The organism is Thiocapsa bogorovii, from assembly GCF_021228795.1.
Classification (GTDB): Bacteria; Pseudomonadota; Gammaproteobacteria; order Chromatiales; family Chromatiaceae; genus Thiocapsa; species Thiocapsa bogorovii.
On record NZ_CP089309.1, the window covers coordinates 2,899,263 to 2,916,564 of the forward strand.

Annotated in this window: 18 protein-coding genes; 7 read left to right on the plus strand and 11 right to left on the minus strand. The window is 64.4% G+C overall.

Going from position 1 to position 17,302, the window contains the following annotated elements; genetic code table 11:
- Nucleotides 1-29: 29 nt before the first annotated feature.
- From LT988_RS13115 to LT988_RS13145, 7 genes are all read right to left on the minus strand, one after another.
- Complete coding sequence (locus LT988_RS13115; protein ID WP_232406021.1) at nt 30-2,300, minus strand: TonB-dependent copper receptor; 2,271 nt, start codon at nt 2,298-2,300, stop codon at nt 30-32.
- Between the two features lie 333 nt (nt 2,301-2,633).
- On the minus strand, nt 2,634-3,563 hold the full coding sequence (locus LT988_RS13120) for a cation diffusion facilitator family transporter (RefSeq protein WP_232406022.1): 930 nt from the start codon (nt 3,561-3,563) through the stop codon (nt 2,634-2,636).
- A gap of 177 nt (nt 3,564-3,740) precedes the next feature.
- Complete coding sequence (locus tag LT988_RS13125) at nt 3,741-4,796, minus strand: ethylbenzene dehydrogenase-related protein (protein ID WP_232406023.1); 1,056 nt, start codon at nt 4,794-4,796, stop codon at nt 3,741-3,743.
- 520 nt (nt 4,797-5,316) lie between these two features.
- Nucleotides 5,317-5,496 (minus strand): hypothetical protein, encoded by a 180-nt coding sequence (locus LT988_RS13130; RefSeq protein WP_232406024.1) that lies wholly within the window; start codon nt 5,494-5,496, stop codon nt 5,317-5,319.
- A gap of 106 nt (nt 5,497-5,602) precedes the next feature.
- A complete protein-coding gene (locus LT988_RS13135; protein ID WP_232406025.1) occupies nt 5,603-6,205 on the minus strand; it encodes a diheme cytochrome c in 603 nt (200 codons plus the stop codon).
- Between the two features lie 16 nt (nt 6,206-6,221).
- Nucleotides 6,222-6,578, minus strand: a complete 357-nt coding sequence (locus LT988_RS13140) for a DUF1924 domain-containing protein (RefSeq protein WP_232406026.1) — start codon at nt 6,576-6,578, stop codon at nt 6,222-6,224.
- Nucleotides 6,579-6,590: 12 nt separating this feature from the next.
- Nucleotides 6,591-7,202 (minus strand): cytochrome b/b6 domain-containing protein, encoded by a 612-nt coding sequence (locus LT988_RS13145; protein WP_232410580.1) that lies wholly within the window; start codon nt 7,200-7,202, stop codon nt 6,591-6,593.
- A 224-nt stretch (nt 7,203-7,426) separates the two neighbouring features.
- On the opposite strand from LT988_RS13145, the gene LT988_RS13150 reads away from it, so the two are divergent.
- The 3 genes from LT988_RS13150 (at nt 7,427) to LT988_RS13160 (ending at nt 9,992) form a co-directional block, all read left to right on the plus strand.
- Nucleotides 7,427-7,783 (plus strand): PepSY domain-containing protein, encoded by a 357-nt coding sequence (locus tag LT988_RS13150; protein ID WP_232406027.1) that lies wholly within the window; start codon nt 7,427-7,429, stop codon nt 7,781-7,783.
- A complete protein-coding gene (locus LT988_RS13155; RefSeq protein ID WP_232406028.1) occupies nt 7,783-8,451 on the plus strand; it encodes a response regulator transcription factor in 669 nt (222 codons plus the stop codon). The genes LT988_RS13150 and LT988_RS13155 overlap by 1 nt, the downstream gene beginning before the upstream one ends.
- 164 nt (nt 8,452-8,615) lie before the next feature.
- Complete coding sequence (locus tag LT988_RS13160; protein ID WP_232406029.1) at nt 8,616-9,992, plus strand: sensor histidine kinase; 1,377 nt, start codon at nt 8,616-8,618, stop codon at nt 9,990-9,992.
- Here LT988_RS13160 and LT988_RS13165 read toward each other — a convergent pair.
- Together LT988_RS13165 and LT988_RS13170 are read right to left on the minus strand one after the other, a co-directional pair.
- Nucleotides 9,971-10,624, minus strand: coding sequence for a cytochrome b/b6 domain-containing protein (locus LT988_RS13165; RefSeq protein WP_232406030.1), 654 nt, complete (start codon nt 10,622-10,624; stop codon nt 9,971-9,973). The genes LT988_RS13160 and LT988_RS13165 overlap by 22 nt on opposite strands.
- A complete protein-coding gene (locus LT988_RS13170; RefSeq protein WP_232406031.1) occupies nt 10,624-12,279 on the minus strand; it encodes a tetrathionate reductase family octaheme c-type cytochrome in 1,656 nt (551 codons plus the stop codon). The genes LT988_RS13165 and LT988_RS13170 overlap by 1 nt, the downstream gene beginning before the upstream one ends.
- A gap of 365 nt (nt 12,280-12,644) precedes the next feature.
- On the opposite strand from LT988_RS13170, the gene LT988_RS13175 reads away from it, so the two are divergent.
- From LT988_RS13175 to LT988_RS13190, 4 genes are all read left to right on the plus strand, one after another.
- The gene (locus LT988_RS13175; RefSeq protein WP_232406032.1) at nt 12,645-13,304 is read left to right on the plus strand and encodes a cobalamin B12-binding domain-containing protein; all 660 of its coding nucleotides are present in this window, start codon (nt 12,645-12,647) and stop codon (nt 13,302-13,304) included.
- Entirely contained in the window at nt 13,301-14,389 is a 1,089-nt protein-coding gene (locus tag LT988_RS13180) for a uroporphyrinogen decarboxylase family protein (protein ID WP_232406033.1), read from the plus strand. The genes LT988_RS13175 and LT988_RS13180 overlap by 4 nt, the downstream gene beginning before the upstream one ends.
- A gap of 2 nt (nt 14,390-14,391) precedes the next feature.
- Nucleotides 14,392-16,017, plus strand: a complete 1,626-nt coding sequence (locus LT988_RS13185) for a diguanylate cyclase (protein WP_232406034.1) — start codon at nt 14,392-14,394, stop codon at nt 16,015-16,017.
- Between the two features lie 152 nt (nt 16,018-16,169).
- Nucleotides 16,170-16,343 carry a hypothetical protein gene (locus LT988_RS13190; RefSeq protein ID WP_232406035.1) on the plus strand — a complete coding sequence of 58 codons (174 nt, stop codon included), beginning with the start codon at nt 16,170-16,172 and terminating at the stop codon, nt 16,341-16,343.
- Nucleotides 16,344-16,387: 44 nt separating this feature from the next.
- Here the strand turns inward: LT988_RS13190 and LT988_RS13195 are convergent, their stop codons facing one another.
- Nucleotides 16,388-16,945 (minus strand): alpha/beta fold hydrolase, encoded by a 558-nt coding sequence (locus LT988_RS13195; protein ID WP_232406036.1) that lies wholly within the window; start codon nt 16,943-16,945, stop codon nt 16,388-16,390.
- On the minus strand, nt 16,894-17,301 hold the full coding sequence (locus LT988_RS13200) for an alpha/beta fold hydrolase (protein ID WP_232406037.1): 408 nt from the start codon (nt 17,299-17,301) through the stop codon (nt 16,894-16,896). Before LT988_RS13200 ends, LT988_RS13195 begins: the two co-directional genes overlap by 52 nt.
- Between the last annotated feature and the right edge of the window lies 1 nt (nt 17,302).

The following is a 17,302-nucleotide window of genomic DNA, read 5'->3' on the forward strand; positions in this document are numbered from 1 at the left end:
AGATACCCCGGCCAGGATGACGCGTTTCGTCAAAAATCAAGCGACGCCCGCGCCCACAACTGCCGTCCCGGCTCGTTGACCTGCACCGGACCCGGGTTGAAGGGATCAACGTTGGCGCGGTTAACGGCATAGGCGTAGGCGCGATCGAAGAGGTTGTCGACGCCGAGGCTGAGCGTCGCGAACTTGGAGATCCGGACCTGACCGTAGAGATCGAGGATCCACCAACCGGGCGTCGGGCCGACGTCCAGACCGCTGCCGGTGATCGGGTTGTCGTCGACGCGGTTCTGCGTGTCGTTCCAGATGAAGGTGGTGCCGATGGACCAACGCTCGGCGAGATAGTCGAGGCTGACGGTGCCGCCGAGCGGCGGGGTTTGCGCGATGGGCGTGGAATCGGTGCGATTCTGGGCATAGACATAGGCCAGCGACGCGCCGGCTCGCCAGTGTCGGGCGAATTCGATCGAGCCGGTCCATTCACCGCCGGTGAGCTCCGCATCGACATTCCGATAGATGAAGGTGCCGTCGGCCAGCAAGATCCCCGGCTGGCCGTGGGCGCGATCCCGCAAGATGTAGTCGTCGACCCGGTCGTAGAAGAGGTCGAGCTGGGTGTTCCAATGCTTGGCGACCTTGGCCAGTGTTACGCCGATCTGGTGATGTGCCTCGGGATCCAGACCGGGGTTACCGACCCAGCGTTGATTGTTCGCGACCGTCGACGGCGGGGCGTTGGAGGCAATGTAGCGTTCGGTGGCATCGGCCGAGCGCAGGGTGCGGCTGACTCCGATTGAGAACGAGAGGCCGTCGTCCAGGTTGTGCGCGTAGGTCAGGAATCCGCCGAGATTGTCATCGTCCGTGTCTTCGGCACCGACACCATAGTAGGCCCGATACAACTGATCGGCTGAACGCACCCAGGCCGGCCCGACGGGCACAAGCGCGGCACGCGACTGCGAGACGCTGGCCTCGGTGCGGTCGTAGCGCAGCCCGGCGGTGAGTCGGGATTGCTCGGTCAAGGGGCGCTCGATCTCGACGAAGAAGCCGAGGTCGGAATTCACCACGTCCGGCCAGAGATAGGAATTGGGGACATCGACCGCCGTGGATTGGAAGTTCCAAAAGCGTGTGGCATCGCGATCGACCTGGAGATAATCGGTCCCGAGGGTCCAATTCATGCCCATCGCTTCCAGAGCCGCGGTCAGACGCCCGCCCGCGGTGTCGGCGGTGCTGGGGGCGCGCATCTTAAACATCCCGGTGAGCGGCCGGAGGCTGTAGTTGTCCATCAAGTGATCGACCGAGACGCTGTAGAACTCCGCGTTCACCGCGGCGAAGGGGCCGATCGGGGTGTCCTGATCCAGCCGCAGGCGCCACTGGTCGCTGTCGCTGTAGATGCCGTCCATGCCGGCGCCGGCATAGAGGACATCCCAGTCGTGGGTGTAGTCATAGCTCAGCACGGCACGGGTGTCGTCGTTCGGGGTGAGGCCGAGCGACAGACCGGCGCCCTCGGTGTTGTACGCGCTGCGCACCGGGTTGCCGTTGCCGTCGTCGTAGTTGTCCGCGGTCTGATACTGGCCGGTGGCGCGTGCAAAGCCCTCGGGGATGCCGACGGTGACGTCCGCGCCCAGGTTGGCGGTGTGCGAGTTGTCGGTGATGCCGCCGGTGAAGCGTGCGCGGTAGACCTCGTCGGGCTCGAAGCGCGGGGTGTCGCGCTCGAACAGGATGGTGCCGCCGGTTCCGCCGCCGCCGTAGCGGACCGTCTGCGAGCCCTTGATGACGGTGACCGAGTCGTAGTTGTCCAGATCCACATAGACGGTCGGCGGGTCCATCCGGTTGGGGCAGCCGCCGAAGGCATAGGCACCGTCGATCAGGATGTTGAGCTGCCCGGCGGTCTGGCCGCGGATGATGGGGTCGATGCCGAAACCGCCCATTCGGGAGCCGCTCACACCGGGGACGGAGCGCAGCAGGTCGCCGCCGTCCGCCGGAACACCTGGCGTGACCTCGACGATGGGTGCGACGAAGGTCGCGGGCGGGAGATCCTGCATCCGATCTGCGGTCACCTCCAGCTCGGGCAAAACCACGCCGCCGTCGTCTGCGGTTTGCGCGGTCGCCGTGTCGACCCGGAGCGCGAGCGAGGCTCCCGCCAGCATAGCGATCAGGATGCCGGTCCCGGCGGCAATCTCGTTGCCTATCCAGTTGCCGAGCGGGATATCGCGCCGTGCCGGTATCGATGTCCTGTTCGGGGCTTGGAGTGTTGCCGGGCGCGTCCCTAGGCTCGGGAGTGGACGACCGCAAGACCTTAATTTTATTGTGCTCATTGGATGTGTCTCCTCGCGTCTCGTCTGCGTGATCGAGTGTCGAAGGAGCCTATCCAAGTTCTTTTCCCGGTTGCCGGGATTTGAGGTTTTACTGATCGGAGACAGAAAAGAGCGCTTGATATCGCCGAATCTGTGCTTGATATCCCGCAGGGTCGCGCCGGGCCGTTGAATGAGGTTGCTCGGGAGATGTCCAGGCTCTTCAGTCCTGTCGATCTCGATGAGGGGCAGAGGCCGAGCAAACCGCGCGTCGTTAAACCGCGCGGATTCCAACGCTCGTCAAGTCTGCCGGGGTCGATCCCATCGACAAACGTCGCATACCGTTTTGGGCGCGTTTTAACCAGGCAAGCTTTCTTCGCCGAGGCTGACCGGATCCTGATGGATCGTGATGTCCGAGTCCGGATGCAGATCACGAATGCGCGCCTCGACATCGAGCGCGACCTGATGGGCGGCGAGCAGCGGCAAGGTGTCGTCGAGCTCGAGATGGAGCTGGATAATCAGGGATTGTCCGGAGCGGCGTGTCCGCAATCCATGCACCCCCAGTGCGCCGGGAACCGAAGCTGCGAGGTCCAGGATACGGCGGCGTGCCTCTTCGGGGAGCTCGCGGTCCATCAGGAGTTGGACGGCGTCGAAGCCGATCCGCAAGGCGCTGTAGAGGATGTAGGCCCCGATGGCCAGCCCGAACAGCGGATCGAATCCGGACCAGCCCGCGGAGGCAAGCAGCAACGCCACAACGGTCGCGGCATTCGTGGCCAGGTCTGTCGCGTAGTGCAGGGCGTCCGCCCGGATCGCCGCCGACCCGGTGCGGCGGATGACGTGCCGTTGGAACGCCAACAACGCGAGCGTGATCAGGATCGCGAAACCGATGACGAGCAGTCCGACACCGGCTTCCGCGATGGGTTGTGGATGGAGCAGACGGTCGACCGCCTGCACTCCGAGGAACACGGCCGAGCCGGCAATCAAGGTCGCCTGTCCGAGCGCGGCGAGGGCTTCGGCCTTCCCGTGACCGAAACGATGCTCGGCATCCGGCGGCATCAGCGACCAATGCACCGCCAGCAGGTTCACCAGCGAGGCGCCCGCGTCCATCGCGGAATCCACCAACGAGGCCAGCACGCTGACCGATCCCGTAACCAACCAGGCTCCGAGCTTCGCCAGGATCAGTAGACAGGCCGTCGCGACCGAGGCGTAGGTGGCCAGACGGAGGAGTCTGCTGTTCGAGCCGGCGGTGTCGGCTGATCCGGCGGACTCGGGCGTGCTCGGACTCACTGCGGTGCTCCTTTTGGGGTGACGAAAGCCTCCAGCGATCGGCCTCCGGCCATGAGCCATCGGCGTTCGATGTCCGGATCCGGATGGGGCAATGACCCCACCCGGTGAATACATTCACGCCGGCCGACTGCGGCTGGAAACGGGAGGCTCTCCCGAGAACGCGAACGCCCGGCGCCGCTATTCCTCGAACACCAATGCGATCGGCTTCTGCATAAAGGCATGTCTGACCTGGGCATTGTCGAATACCGAGACGCCGAACGGGTAGGCGGCCGTCAAATCTTCAAATTGCACGTCCGTCTCGCTGCTGGTGACCAGCTTCCGCCGCATCTCCATCGTCCAGACCCCGTCGTTCCAGGACAACCCGAGCGCGATATCGCCGCGGTCGCCCTCGAAGGGGGCGATCATGATGGACGCGACCTCATCGCCGGGCTCGAATCGACTCTCGTCGAAGGGGACCTTGTCGTCAGCCATGACCCAATAGGCCCCGCCTTTGTTGGCGGCCTTGCCGTCGCTGGCCATGAATTCCGGCATGCCCTCGACCAGCTCGATGTCCGTGTATCCGCCGCCGGTCTTCGCGTCGCTCTTTCGCCCGGCGTTCTTCGCGGTCTCCGGGTCGAAGCGGGTGTGATCCAGCCACTGGTCGTCGACTTGTCCAACGGGGCCGGTGCGCACGCTCTTGATGTGCCACATATCGCCGCGCTCGCCTTCGTTTTCAGTGTACTTGTTACCGTATGGCTTAGGTGGCTCGTCGTCGTGGCACGCGGCGAAACAGCCATCGGCCTCGAAGTCAGGGATCGAGTTGTCGATCGGCCAGATCAGGGCGGCCTTGTCTTCGTAGAAGCTGTTGTTGTCGCCACCGACGTCTTCGGGATCCTTGAGCTTCTTCCAGGAGCCGTCGGCCTGTTTGACGTAAGGCGAGCGCCGCTCCGAATGGGTCGGGTCCTCGTACTGCAGCAGCAGAAAAAGCTCGTCGCCGACGCGTGCCGCGCGAATGGTGCCGTCCGTGCTGCCCTTATCGCCGAAATTCGCGCCCTTCTTGAAATGGAGCTTCGCCGGTGCGGCTGCGGCCCAAACCGCATCGTCGGCCACCCCGTCTAGGGTCGGCGCCGTGTCGAAGGCAATTGCCGTCACCGTTTCGAGCGCCCGCGAGGCGAGCGCGGGAGCACAGAACGCACCGCTGGCGACGAGCAGGGCCGAGAAGGCCATCGTCTTTCTTTTCGGGTTTGCAATCATCTTCGGGTTCCTCTGGTGGTCGTCGTTGTTGTTTTGATTGCCCGGATCGGAACTCTGCCGGTGACGTGCCCTCGTGGATCCTGCGTGCGCACCGCCCTCCCGCCCTCCCGTCGTCCTCCGATTCCGACGAGTGCATGGGGTGGATGAGACCGCAGCGCGTACGTCCGTTCGAGGTACGCGGCAGCCGGTGCGAATGCACGGGCCTTTCGTATTTCGCGATCGAGCGATAGCCAACCTGTCGAATCGGATACCGCTCTCCGTCTTGTACCGCCGACCAGGACGCAACACAATCCCGCCGCAGGCTCCCGAAGCATCCCGGTCAGTCGTCGTTGCGACACTCCTCGCGGTCCTCGGCATCGCCGCTGCGATGACATTCCGTTTGGCCCCGATTCAGCGAGGCGGAGCCGAAGGATTCGGATGTGGATATTCCAGGCCGGCACGCCGGCGGTTTCCAGCGCAGGAACCAACGCCGCCATCATCGGGGGCGGGCCGCAGACATCGCATTCGTAACGGCCGAGGTTTAGTGCCGCTTGCAGAAGTCGGATAGCCGATGCAGCGCCGCGCCCGCTTCGCCGCCAACGCGTTGGGTTTGCAGTGCGCGGAACTTGCCTCGGAAGCGATGACGGGCGACCAGGGCGAAACCGGCCACCTGCGCGAGAATCAGAACGCCGATCAGGCTTGAAAGGGTTGCGGTACTCATGATGCCTGTCCGATCAAAGTGGTCCCCGGTGGCCCGCCGACACAGATGCCGCACTCGGCCACCGGGGATGAGATCAAGGTCCGATCTCGACGCAGCCCGAGAAGGCTCAGTCGTCCCAGCGTCCGTGACCGGGGATGGAGACCTGCTTTTCGTTGTAGACACCCTCGGCGGCGCCGCGGTGGCAACTGTTGCACTGGCTGAAGCTGCCGACCTCCGGGTTGCCGGTCACCAGACGGGCCGGGATTTCGTCGTGCTCATGCAGGAAATAGCGGGTCTCGGTGATGCGCGGGAGCGCCGTCCCTTGGCCCAACGCCGATGTGTTCGCGCTCACCGCAAAGGCTCGCGAGCGCGAACGCTCGGCTTGGTCGGCCGAGTTGCTCAGCAGAAACGCGGTGATATCGGCGCGGACGTCGTCGGCCAGCGAGGCGTCGTCGCCGTAGTGGTCGCTCAACCCGGCTGGACTCATGATCTGCGTCCAGGCATCGCCGGGCAGCAAACCCGGCTGATAGGCCATGTGGCAGGAGCCGCATTCCTCGCTGTAGGTCGCATTCACGACCGGGGCGACATCGGGGCGGGATTTCAGCCAACCGTCGCCTTTTTCATGCCTTTCGTGATCGTCGTCGTCGGAATCGCCGAGCGCCAAGCCGACGGCGCCCAATGAAAGGATTGCGATGGCCAGTATGGCGACCGTCTTTGTCGATGTGCGCATGGGGGGCAGCTCCTGATTACTGGGTTTGGATGTAACTGATGAAATCGGCCTTCTCCCCGGCGGTGCATTCCCGCCCGAGGGTCCAGCGGCAGTTGCGCAGCAGCCATTTCTCGACCTTAGCCTGATCCGTCAGGCGCTGCGGATTCACCGATGGCGCCAAGGGCTCGATGACCTTGTTGGTCACCGCGTGTCGGCCGGGTTTGGTCAGGTCACGGCCGTGGCAGGTGACGCAGCTGCGCGCCGGTGAACCGTCCGTTTGTGGGTACTCCTTGGTCCAACCCGCGGCACCTGCCGCCGCGTCGCCGGCAAGGGACGCGGCCGGGATTGCCAAGGCACCGGAGACGAGGATCAGAGCGGCTAGAGTTGCTTTCATGTCGGGTCTCATTTAGATGTTCTTCCGCTTCAATCCGGTGATCATGCCGCCGATCAGGTTTTCCCGATGCGAGAGACTGGAGAAGATGACGCCGGCCACATGGGCCAAGATCAACACGAGCGTGAGATTGGCCATGACCTCGTGGACCTCCTCGAAGAAGTGGCCCCAAGATCCCGGCAGGCCGCTCATCAGCGGTGCCAGAGGACCGGAGAGCTCCTCCGCGCCGTAGACCGCGAGCCCGCTCAGTCCGGTGAGTGCGACCGCGATCATCAGGGCGATCACCATGGCGCCGCCGGCCGGGTTGTGTCCCAGGTAGCGCGGTGCACGCAGCCTCAGGGCGTCTCGGACATAGGCCAGGACGTCGCTCGGCTTGCGCACAAAATCGCTGAATCGGGCGTGACGGGTGCCGATCACACCCCAGACCAGGCGAACGGCGATCAGGCTCAACACCAGATAGCCGGCCCAGACATGGACGCCGAGAAGGTCGTCCTCGACGATGAAAGCCGTGGCGAAACCGCCGACCAGTGCCCAATGAAAAACCCGGACCAGAGGATCCCAGACACGGATGCGGGTCGTGGGTTCGAGCTCGGCAGCCCGAGATGGATGGGTCGCCGAGGCGGCCATAGCGTTTGTCGTCATCTGCATGTTCTCCGTTGTCGATTGAATCTGAACCACGACCGCTGCGGCGGCTCCGAAGCGTCTCCGGCCGACCCCGAGGTCGACTGCGGAAGAGCGCGTTGCCTGTCTTACCGGTCGCGGTTGGGTGCAGATTACGGAGGTGACACTGACGAAATCCTGTGCGCCCTTGTCAGCAAACGGTCAGCTTGGTTCGGTTCATAATCGCTGCCATGAACACCCAGCCGTATCGTCGTCGACTCTTGGCCGCCCTCGTGGCGTCCGCGATCGCCCCGTCCGTGTCTCTCGCGAATCCGCCGGGACATGAGGGAGTGGGCGAGGCGCGTCATGATCACGACCGTGCCCGGAACGCCTTCCAGCAGGGCGAGGTCCGCCCAATCGCCGAGATCCTGCGGGGAGTTGCGGACGCGGTTCCCGGAGAGGTCATCGAGGTCGAGCTCGAGCGTGAGAATTGGCTCGGCGAGAGGCGCTGGGTCTACGAGATCAAGCTGATCGCGCCCGACGGGCGAGTGCTGGAGGTGTTGGTCGATGGTCCGACGGCCGAAATCATTGCGGTGGAGGAGGATTGATGCGCCTGCTCTTGGTCGAGGACGATGCACGGCTCGCCGAGGGCCTGGTGGCCGCGCTGAGCGGCGCGGGTTTCGTTGTCGATCACGAGGCCGACGGCGAGGCCGCCTGGTTCAAAGGCGATACCGAGAGCTATGCCGCGGTGATCCTTGATCTGGGGCTGCCGAGGATGGACGGGCTCTCGATCCTGCGCAAATGGCGGGCGAACGGGCAGCGGTTCCCGGTGCTGATCCTGACCGCGCGGGGCGACTGGCATGAACGGGTCGAGGGTATTGACGCCGGCGCCGACGACTATCTTCCCAAGCCCTTCCGGATGGAGGAGCTGCTGGCGCGTCTGCGTGCCCTGGTGCGCCGTTCCGCGGGCCAAGCGAGCGCCGTGCTCGTCAAGGGTCCGGCCGTCTTGGACACCCGGCGGATGGCCGTCACGGTCGAGGGTGTCCCGATCCACCTCTCCCCTCAGGAGTACCGCCTCGTCAGCTATCTGATGCAGCACGCCGGGCGCGTCGTCTCCCAGCTCGAGCTCACGGAGCAGCTCTATGCGCAGGATTTCGAGCGTGAGTCCAACGCCGTGGAGGTCCTGGTCGGGCGAGTACGCCGCAAGCTCGGGGTGGATCTGATCCAGACGCGGCGTGGGTTCGGGTACTTGGTCGAGGAGGCCGACGATGATTGAACGTGTTTGCGTCACCCTGACGCGCCCTGTCCGAACAGCGGTCTAGGGTGCGGTGAGGTACGAACCGCACCGATTGGCGCTCCGGTCGACGCACGGTGCGGTTCGTACCTCACCGCACCCTACGCGAGCTGGAACCCGACGTGTTGCGCGGGACGGGTTTTAACATGACCCGCCGCTCGCTGCGCGCTCGCCTCTGGATCGGCGCCGCGCTCTCGATCACGCTGGCCCTGGTGGTGTCGGGCCTCGGCCTCTTGACCCTCTTCGAGCGCCATGTCGAGCGCCGTATCGGCGAGGAGCTGCGGGCGCAGCTCAACCAGCTCGCCGCCGCGGTAACGGTCACGCCGGAGGGCGGCGTTCAGCTCGCGCGCGAGCCTGCCGATCCGCGTTTCGGACAGCCGTTGAGCGGGCTCTACTGGCAGATCGACGGCGCCGCTGGGTCGGGTCTGCTGCGCTCGCGTTCGCTCTGGGATCATCTGGTGGTGCTGAGCGACGACGACCTGGATCCGGGCACCGTCCACGCCCATGAGGTCGCGGGTCCCGATGGGCGACCCCTATTGGTCCGCGAGCGCCGGATTCGTCTGCAGACCGGCGACGGGCTTACATCCTTGCGTCTCATGGTGGGAGTCGATCGAGCGGAGCTCATCGCGGCGCGGGATGCATTCGCGGCCGACATGCTGCCCTATCTTGCCCTCATCGGGCTGGTCCTGGCGCTGGCGACCTTCGTCCAGATTCAGACCGGTCTCGCACCGCTCGACGCGGTGCGACGCGGCCTCGGGGAGATTCGTGCCGGCGGGACGCGGCGCCTCGGTGAAACCTACCCGGACGAGGTCATGCCGCTGGTCGGCGAGGTCAACGCCCTGTTGGAGGCCCGTGAGCAGGCGATCGAGCGTGCCCGGGCCTGGACCGCGGATCTCGCTCACGGACTCAAAACCCCACTCGGCGCGCTGGTGGCGGACGCGCAGCGCTTGCGCGAGGATGGCAATGCACTCCTCGCAGATGACCTGGAGCACTTGGCGATGGGCATGCGGCGGCGGGTCGAGCGCGAGCTGGTCCGCGCCCGGTTGCGTTCAGGCGCCGGAGTCCAGCCGCCGGCCCATGCCGACGTGGTCGAGACCATTCACCGGCTCCTGCGCACGCTCAAACGCACCCCGGAGGGCGCGCGGCTGGACTGGCAGCTGGTCGCGCCGGCGCAGGCCCGTGCCGCGGTCATCGCCGACGATCTGCTGGAGTTACTGGGCAATCTGCTTGAGAACGCGGCCAAATGGGCGCGAAACGAGGTGGACATCCGAGTCACTGCCGGCGATCGCATCGAGATCTGCATCGAAGACGACGGTCCCGGCGTACCGGCAGAGCAGACGCCGAGGCTCGGCGAGCGCGGCTTGCGGCTCGACGAGCGCAGAGAAGGCAGCGGCCTCGGACTCGCGATCGCCCGGGATGTGGTGGATGCCTACGCCGGAGCGCTCGACTTCGAGCGCGCAAGCAAAGGCGGACTCTCGGTCCGGGTTTTGTTGCCGATGGATCAGCGAATGTCTCCCGGTTGATCCTTGCTCAGATAGGCCTCTTCTTCCGGTGTGAGGTCCACCTCGTCGAAACCGTTGATCATCGGCATCACATGCTCGCGGAAGGAGTGGCCGATGGTCAGCATGTAGACATGGATGAGCACGAACGCGAGGATCATGAAGGCGGCTGCCGTATGCACCACGGCGACGCCGTTGAGCCATTGCGTGGCGTGGGGCACGTCGCGCCAGGCGAAATAGAAGAGGTAGGCGAGTCCCGTGATCCAGATCGCCGGGAAGAGCACGATCTTCAGCATGAGATAGGCCAACGCCTGCAAAGGGTTGTGTTTGCGCCAATAGGCCTTGCGGTAGGGATGGCGCTCGCCCTTGAAGATACCGTAGCTATAGAAGCGCAGCACACCCCACATCCCCGATGCGGAGGGGATGAAGTGGCGCCAGGTGCGGGTCGTAAAGAGCCAGAACACACTGAAGATCCAGAGCAAGAGCAACGCGAGGGCGGCCGAGGTATGCAGGGTGACGGCCTCTTCGAAGGTGAAGAGATCATGGAAACCGTGCAGCCCGAAGCCGGTGATCAGAAGTGCGACGATGAGCAGCATCTGGGACCAGTGCCAGAAGCGCTCGAACAGGCTGAAGATCTTGACGCGGCGTGTGGCCATCAGTGGTGCTCTCCCTTGGAGCCATGGGACGGCGAGAAGAAGCGAACCAGGCCGTGGATGAGGATGCCGCCCAAGGTGCCGGCGACCAGCAGTGTGCCGATGATGTCGAGCCAACGGTTATGGTCCCGGCCCGGCATGTAGACCCCCTCGACGAACTGAAGGCGGCTGTCCTGCGGCGTATGACAGTCGCCGCAACCCAGAGCCTGCTCCTTGGGTGCGACCATATGGGTGATCGGCCACCAGGAGATGGTCTGGATGAAGCCGAACTCGCCTGAATAGGGCAGTCCGAAATCGGCCATGCCTTTGGCGATGGATTTGCCCATGTCGTAGTTGCCCCAGTAGGCGGCATCGTCCTCGCCCCATAGATGGGTATAGACCAGTGTGCCGTTGCCCTTGTCGTAGGGTTGCCAGGTGTGCATCCGTTTGAACGGCCAGATCCGGGATTTCGGATCCTCGCGCGAGCCGGTGAATCCGTTGATCTCGATGGATTCGGCCTGCGGATCGAATTGGGTGTCGATGGTGGTATAGAGCATCTGGCCATCGAACCATCCGTATGCCGGCGGGAATTCTTCGTCGTAGGTGAAATTGCCCTTGATCGATTTGTAGGTGTAACGGTGGTTGCCGTTGCCCTGGATGTAGCCTTCCTCGTGATAGCCTTCGCCGTCCTTGGTCTTGCCGGCGGTGCGCCAATCCCAATCGACGACGGTTGCGACACCGCCGCGCGCGATCTCGGGGATATGGCAGGTCTGGCAGGCGATGCTCTGCACGTGATCGTTGAGCTTGAAGCCCGCGAGCGAGTCCACCGGATGCGGCGAGAGACCGTGACAGGATTCGCAGGTGGCCACGTCGGTGCGCTGGCCCGGCTTGCCCGTGCCCTCGGTATCCTTGGAGACGACTTGGTAACGGCTGCCGGCCCAAACATGGCGGTTGGTGATGTGGCAGGCCGTGCAGGCGAAGTTCAGACCGTCGACACCCATGTGGACGTCGAGTGTCCTCGGCGGGCTCTTCAAGGCTGAGGAGAGGTCGCCGTGCTTGACGTTGTCTCCGCCGCCGCCGTTGAAGTGGCAGGCCCCGCAGTTCGCCCGCTGCGGGAGCGTCACGCTTTGTGCGACCGCGGCCAGATCGATCGGCGGTTTGCCCTCGAACATGACCGAGCAGGCGGCATTCCCGGCGCTGTTCGGTGTCTTGTAATAGGTGCCGGTGGTCTCGTGGCAGACCAGACAGTCGATGTTGGTCTCGTCGGTGAAGTCGAAGCTCTCGTCCTTCCAACCGTAGCCGGCATGACATTGTGCGCACATCCCCTCGTTGCCGCGGGAGTTGGTGCAGAAGTTGTTGATCAGATAGCGCTTGCCGAGCTGCTGACCGGTCTCCTCGTTGGTGTAGGACCAGGTCCAGTGGATGTTGCGCATAAAATGATCGCCGGTCTCGGTATGGCAGCCGAGACAGGCGACAGTTACTTCCGGCCCGGAGCTGAACGGCCCCTTGAGCTGGTCGAATTTGGTGTGGTCGGCGGTGCCGCCCTGCAGCGGGCCCGAGACCTGCGGTGGCGGTATATCGGCGGCCGGCGGCGTCGGCCAGGTATCCCGGGCGCCGGAGCTTAGGCTGAAGAGTGCGGTCAGAAGAAAGCCGGCGACGATGGCGATCGAGGCTCGCATGTTGTGGCTCCGGATGGTGAGCTGGGGCCGGGTCTGCGCCCGGTCGTGGTCTGGACATGCGCTACAGCTGCCGCCCGCCCGTTTACGCTCTGGCAGACTAGTTCAGATGAGTCGCTTTTTCCCTGACGAGACGCAATGACTTTTGTGTGAAATGCCGCACCAGCGCTCGGCCTATCCATGCGTACGAAGACGCAGGACAGGTTGTTCGAGGGGGACAGACGATCGATTTCAGGTCATATGACCCGAAAATATTTCCGGTAATATTACCCGGAAAATGTTGTGAGATTCCCTCTATTATGCAAATGCTTTCGTGCGGGGGGAGTCTTCGGGCGATACTCGTCCGTCACACTCCGGTGGCCAACATAATGACAATAACGAGCAATGATCCCGTCGAGACCTTCCTCAATGCATTGCTCGCGATGGACCGCGTCGCGGCGAAGCGGGCGCTCGGTGACCCGGCCTCCGCCGATGTCCGGCTCGATGTCGTCGAGCGCCTGGTCGTGCCGTCCCTCGAGCGTATCGGGGACCTGTGGGAGCGCGGCGAGGTCTCTCTGTCGCAGGTCTATATGAGCGGTCGGATGTGCGAGGAGATGGTCGACGCCATCCTGCCGCCGTCCGATCCGGCTCGGGTGGATCAGCCTCCGATGGCGATCGCGGTGCTCGACGACTATCACCTGCTCGGAAAACGTATGGTGTATTCGGTCCTGCGCGCCAGCGGCTACGAGCTGAAGGACTACGGCACGGTCGACGCCGATGCCCTGGTCGGTCGGGTTGTTCGCGACGGCATCGTCGTGCTGTTGATCTCGGTTCTGATGCTCCCCTCCGCGCTGCATATCAAAAAGGTTCGGGAGGCGCTGGGCCGGGCCGGTTCTCATCCGTTCATCCTGGTGGGCGGCGCGCCTTTTCGTTTCGACACCGAGCTGTGGCGGGAGGTCGGCGCCGACGCCATGGCGGGCACCGCGGCCGAGGGCGTCGCCGTGGTGCGTGAGCACCTTGAGAAACGGGCGCAGGAGCATCGCGCATGAGCGCCCGCCCCATGACCTCCCTCGAACGCGTCCTGACCACGCTTGGCCATCGGGAGCCGGATCGGGTTCCGCTCTTTCTATTGCTCACCATGCACGGCGCCCAAGAGCTCGGGCTCTCCCTCGAGACCTACTTCTCGCGGCCGGAGTATGTGATCGAAGGTCAGCTGCGTCTGCGTCGCAAGTATCGCAACGATTGCCTCTACACATTCTTTTACGCCTCGGTCGAGACCGAGGCATGGGGCGGCGATGTCCTCTATACGGACGATGGCCCGCCCAATGCGGGTTGTCCCGTCATTCGGACACCCGAGCAGATCCGCACGCTCGAGCCGCCACGGGTCGCCGATTGTCCCTGCTTGCTCAAGGTGTTAGAGGCCGCCAGCGGTCTCAAGACCGCAGTGGGCGACGAGGCCCCCATCATCGGCGTGGTCATGTCGCCGTTCTCGTTGCCGGTGATGCAGATGGGTTTCGAGGCGTACCTCAACCTCATGTTCGAGCAACCGGACCTGTTCGAACACTTGATGCGTCTGAACGAGGCCTTCTGTATCGAATGGGCGAACGCCCAGTTGGCGGCGGGTGCCACGGCCATCTGTTATTTCGACCCGGTTTCGTCCTCGACCATCGTCTCGCCCGAGCACTTTCGCCGGACCGGACTTCAGGTCGCGATGCGCACCCTGGCCGGGATCAAGGGTCCGGTGGCGATGCATTTCGCATCCGGTCGCTGTGCGCCGATCCTGGATGATCTTCCCCGCACCGGTGCGGCCGTCATCGGAGTCAGCATGCTCGACGATCTCGCCGCCCTCAAGCAACGAGCGGCCGGTAAGGTCTCCTTGCTCGGTAACCTCAACGGCGTGGAGATGCGTCGTTGGACACAGGAGCAGGCCGAGGCACAGGTCAAGGCGGCGATCGCCTCGGCCGGCCACGGCGGCGGATTCATCCTGTCCGACAACCACGGCGAGATTCCCTTCCAGGTTCCGGAAGAGACGCTGCTGGCCATCTCCGAGGCGGTCCATCGCTGGGGAACCTATCCGCTAGCGGTTTCCGGGGAGCACGCAACCTCTTCGCCCCTGAAGGACCCCCGGAGCTGACCGTGCCGGACACGGTGTGCCTGAGGGTCTGCAGCTATTTTCGAGGCGATGTCGAGACCGCTCTGGCCGGCCTCGGCGAGGAGGGTGTGCGCGTCCAGGCTTACCCGGCCGTTTGCACCCTGCGTCAGGGACGGTGCAACCTCGCGGAAGCGCGCGAGACGCCGCCACCCGAGGGCTATGACGGCGCTTTGGTGCTTCTCGGGTGCGAAACCGAAACGCGCGCGGCTCCGCTGGATCCACGCGTGCATCTGGTGAAGCTTGATCACTGCGTTTACCTCTTAGCCGGGCGCGACGTCTTGGAGCCCGAGATGCAGGCCGGTGCGTATCTCGTCACGGCCGGCTGGATCAAGCAGTGGCGCGAGCATTTGCGCGTGATGGGCTTCGATCGGGAAACGGCGGGGCAGTTTTTCCGCGAATGTACGCGCGAGCTCCTGCTCCTGGATACGGGCAACGATGCGCATGCCGTCGAGGAGCTCGAGGCGATGGGGCGGTATTTAGGTGTGCCGTGCCGCAGCCGCTATGTCGGATTGGACTATCTGAAGCTCTTTCTCTCGGGTGCTATCGCCAAGTGGCGCCATCTCGCAGCAGAGTCGAAAACCCGCGAGGTCCTGGCCCAGGCCAACCGTAAGGTCGCCGATTACGCCATGGCGTTCGACCTGCTCGTTCGCCTCTCGCACATCACCGACGAGGGGGCCACGATCGCGGCGATTCAGGAGCTCTTCGCGATGCTCTTCGGGTGCACCAACCTGGTGTACGCCCAGGTGGAGGAGGGGCGGGTCAGGGAGATCTTCGCCGCGGAGGAGCGACCGCAGGACCGACTCGATCTGCAGCAGGCGCTCGATGCCCTGCATGAGGGCTATCTGATCATGCCGTCCGGGAACGGTTTTTTCCTCCGGATCGACTACCGCGATGCTGTCTTGGGCCTGATGTTGGTGCGCGAGATCCCGTTTCCCGCCTATCGGGATCAATATCTGAATCTCGGGCTGGCGATCTCCAATCTCTGCGGTTTGGCGATCTCCAACGCACGCACCTTCGTGAAGCTTCAGGAGACCGAGCAGAACCTGCGCCGAGAGCGCGATATCAATGCTGGGCTCTTCGAGCAGGTGCGGGCCCTGGCCGATACGGATCCCCTCACCGAGCTGCTCAACCGCCGTCGCTTCTCGGAGCTGGCGGAGGCCGAGTTCGCGCGTGCCAAGCGGTTTTCCAACCCGATCGCCGTGATCATGCTCGACATCGATCACTTCAAGCGCGTCAACGATACCTATGGTCACGGTGTCGGCGATCAGGTGCTCAAGGCGATTGCCGAGCGGCTACGCGTCGTTCGGGTGTCGGACATCCTGGCCCGGTACGGGGGCGAGGAGCTGGTGGCGCTGTGCCCCGAGACAAACGCCCAAGAGGCCGAGCGACTCGCCGAGCGACTGCGCATGGCGCTGCGCGAGCACGCCATCGAGACCACGGAGGGTCCGATCCCGATCACGGCGAGCATCGGTGTGGCGACGCTCGAGGACGATGTCGACCATCTCGACGATCTCGTCGATCGTGCCGACCAGGCGCTCTATGCCGCGAAAACCGCGGGGCGTGATTGCGTTCGGGTCTACGGGAGGAACGCCCACATCCCCGAGTCCTGAGCCAGTCTGTCCACTGGGTGTGGCAGCGTGCGATCGGCGTCGTCGAGCGCGCAGCGTGTGAGGGCCCGGCGTGAAGTGCTTTTCCAGGTCGGTTCCGCTAGGCTAAAGGGTCTCGGTGCGCCGCAGGTCGGCGAGTTTCGGACTCCAGGGCTATGATTCCAGTCGGCAACGAGATCATCGTGAGCCAGAATCTCGTCCTATCGATCGACTATCTCGCTAGGCAAGGCTCGGCCTGCGTTGAGCTTGTCGAGACAATCAGACGCTCGCACCTGGTGAAACAGCGGCAGGTCGACCGTCAGTTGGCGCATCTGTACCGTCATCTTTGAGTGCGCCGTCGCATCGAGCCTGCCCGCCGCTCGAGCCGGAGGGATCACCGGGCGTCGGGGGTTTTGCTCGATTGCGGATCGAGCACCGTCGCGGTGAGGAACTCGCGCACCACGCGCTGATACGCCTCGGGTTGCTCGATCATCGGCAAGTGGCCGCAGTCATCGAGCTGAACCTCTCGGACGTTGCGGATCCGGGCTGCGAGCGCACGGGCACCCGATGGCGGCATCACGGCATCCGCCTCGGCGTTCACCATCAGGGTCGGTGTCGCCATCGTCTCCAAGACCGCCGTGAAGACCGGGCTTCCGGCACCGACGGCACACTCGAGCGCGCTGAGCGGATCCGTGCTCAAGAACTCCCGTACGCCGATACGCACCATCTCCTCGTCCACGGGGAGCTGGTGCAGGACGTGCGCCGCGATCGCGCGATACACTAGCGGCTGAGCGCCGAGCCAGTCGATCGTCGGGCGCGAGAGCGCGAGCCAGGGCCGTGACATGGCCAGCCAGGGCCGCCAAAGCGACAGGACGAGGTTCATCTGATGGAATGCGTGCGTCAAGGCGAAACGCTCGAGCGCGTTGCGGGCGGTGCCCAAGCTGGTGAGCACGAGTCGACCGACCGCTCGGGTCGATGCGCCGCGACCAGGATCGCGACGGCAGCACCCCAAGAATGGCCGTTGAGGTCGAGGCGATCCAGGCCTAAACGGTCGGCGAAGTCGATGACCAAACCTGCCATTGCTTCGGGACCGGCCGCGCCGGATCTGGCGGGCGTCTCTCCGTGACCCGGGAGGTCCAGGGCGTATAGATCGCGGATGTCCGAGAGGTCTGCTGCGGTTTGCTGCCAGTGCCGCGAGGATCCACCCCAGCCGTGGATCAGCAGGAGAGGCGGTTTGCCGTTGGTGACCTTCCGATAGACGACAGGGCCGTCGGCGAGCGTCAGGCGATGCCGGGTCGAGAAGTCCATC

Bases quoted from the DNA above. Each gene is read 5' to 3' on its own strand.
- LT988_RS13155 (WP_232406028.1), top strand. From the start codon at position 7,783: ATGCGCCTGCTCTTGGTCGAGGACGATGCACGGCTCGCCGAGGGCCTG.
- LT988_RS13170 (WP_232406031.1), bottom strand. From the start codon at position 12,279: ATGCGAGCCTCGATCGCCATCGTCGCCGGCTTTCTTCTGACCGCACTC.
- LT988_RS13150 (WP_232406027.1), top strand. From the start codon at position 7,427: ATGAACACCCAGCCGTATCGTCGTCGACTCTTGGCCGCCCTCGTGGCG.
- LT988_RS13125 (WP_232406023.1), bottom strand. From the start codon at position 4,796: ATGATTGCAAACCCGAAAAGAAAGACGATGGCCTTCTCGGCCCTGCTC.
- LT988_RS13165 (WP_232406030.1), bottom strand. From the start codon at position 10,624: ATGGCCACACGCCGCGTCAAGATCTTCAGCCTGTTCGAGCGCTTCTGG.
- LT988_RS13130 (WP_232406024.1), bottom strand. From the start codon at position 5,496: ATGAGTACCGCAACCCTTTCAAGCCTGATCGGCGTTCTGATTCTCGCG.
- LT988_RS13145 (WP_232410580.1), bottom strand. From the start codon at position 7,202: ATGGCCGCCTCGGCGACCCATCCATCTCGGGCTGCCGAGCTCGAACCC.
- LT988_RS13200 (WP_232406037.1), bottom strand. From the start codon at position 17,301: ATGGACTTCTCGACCCGGCATCGCCTGACGCTCGCCGACGGCCCTGTC.
- LT988_RS13175 (WP_232406032.1), top strand. From the start codon at position 12,645: ATGACAATAACGAGCAATGATCCCGTCGAGACCTTCCTCAATGCATTG.
- LT988_RS13140 (WP_232406026.1), bottom strand. From the start codon at position 6,578: ATGAAAGCAACTCTAGCCGCTCTGATCCTCGTCTCCGGTGCCTTGGCA.
- LT988_RS13115 (WP_232406021.1), bottom strand. From the start codon at position 2,300: ATGAGCACAATAAAATTAAGGTCTTGCGGTCGTCCACTCCCGAGCCTA.
- LT988_RS13160 (WP_232406029.1), top strand. From the start codon at position 8,616: ATGACCCGCCGCTCGCTGCGCGCTCGCCTCTGGATCGGCGCCGCGCTC.
- LT988_RS13190 (WP_232406035.1), top strand. From the start codon at position 16,170: ATGATTCCAGTCGGCAACGAGATCATCGTGAGCCAGAATCTCGTCCTA.
- LT988_RS13135 (WP_232406025.1), bottom strand. From the start codon at position 6,205: ATGCGCACATCGACAAAGACGGTCGCCATACTGGCCATCGCAATCCTT.
- LT988_RS13180 (WP_232406033.1), top strand. From the start codon at position 13,301: ATGAGCGCCCGCCCCATGACCTCCCTCGAACGCGTCCTGACCACGCTT.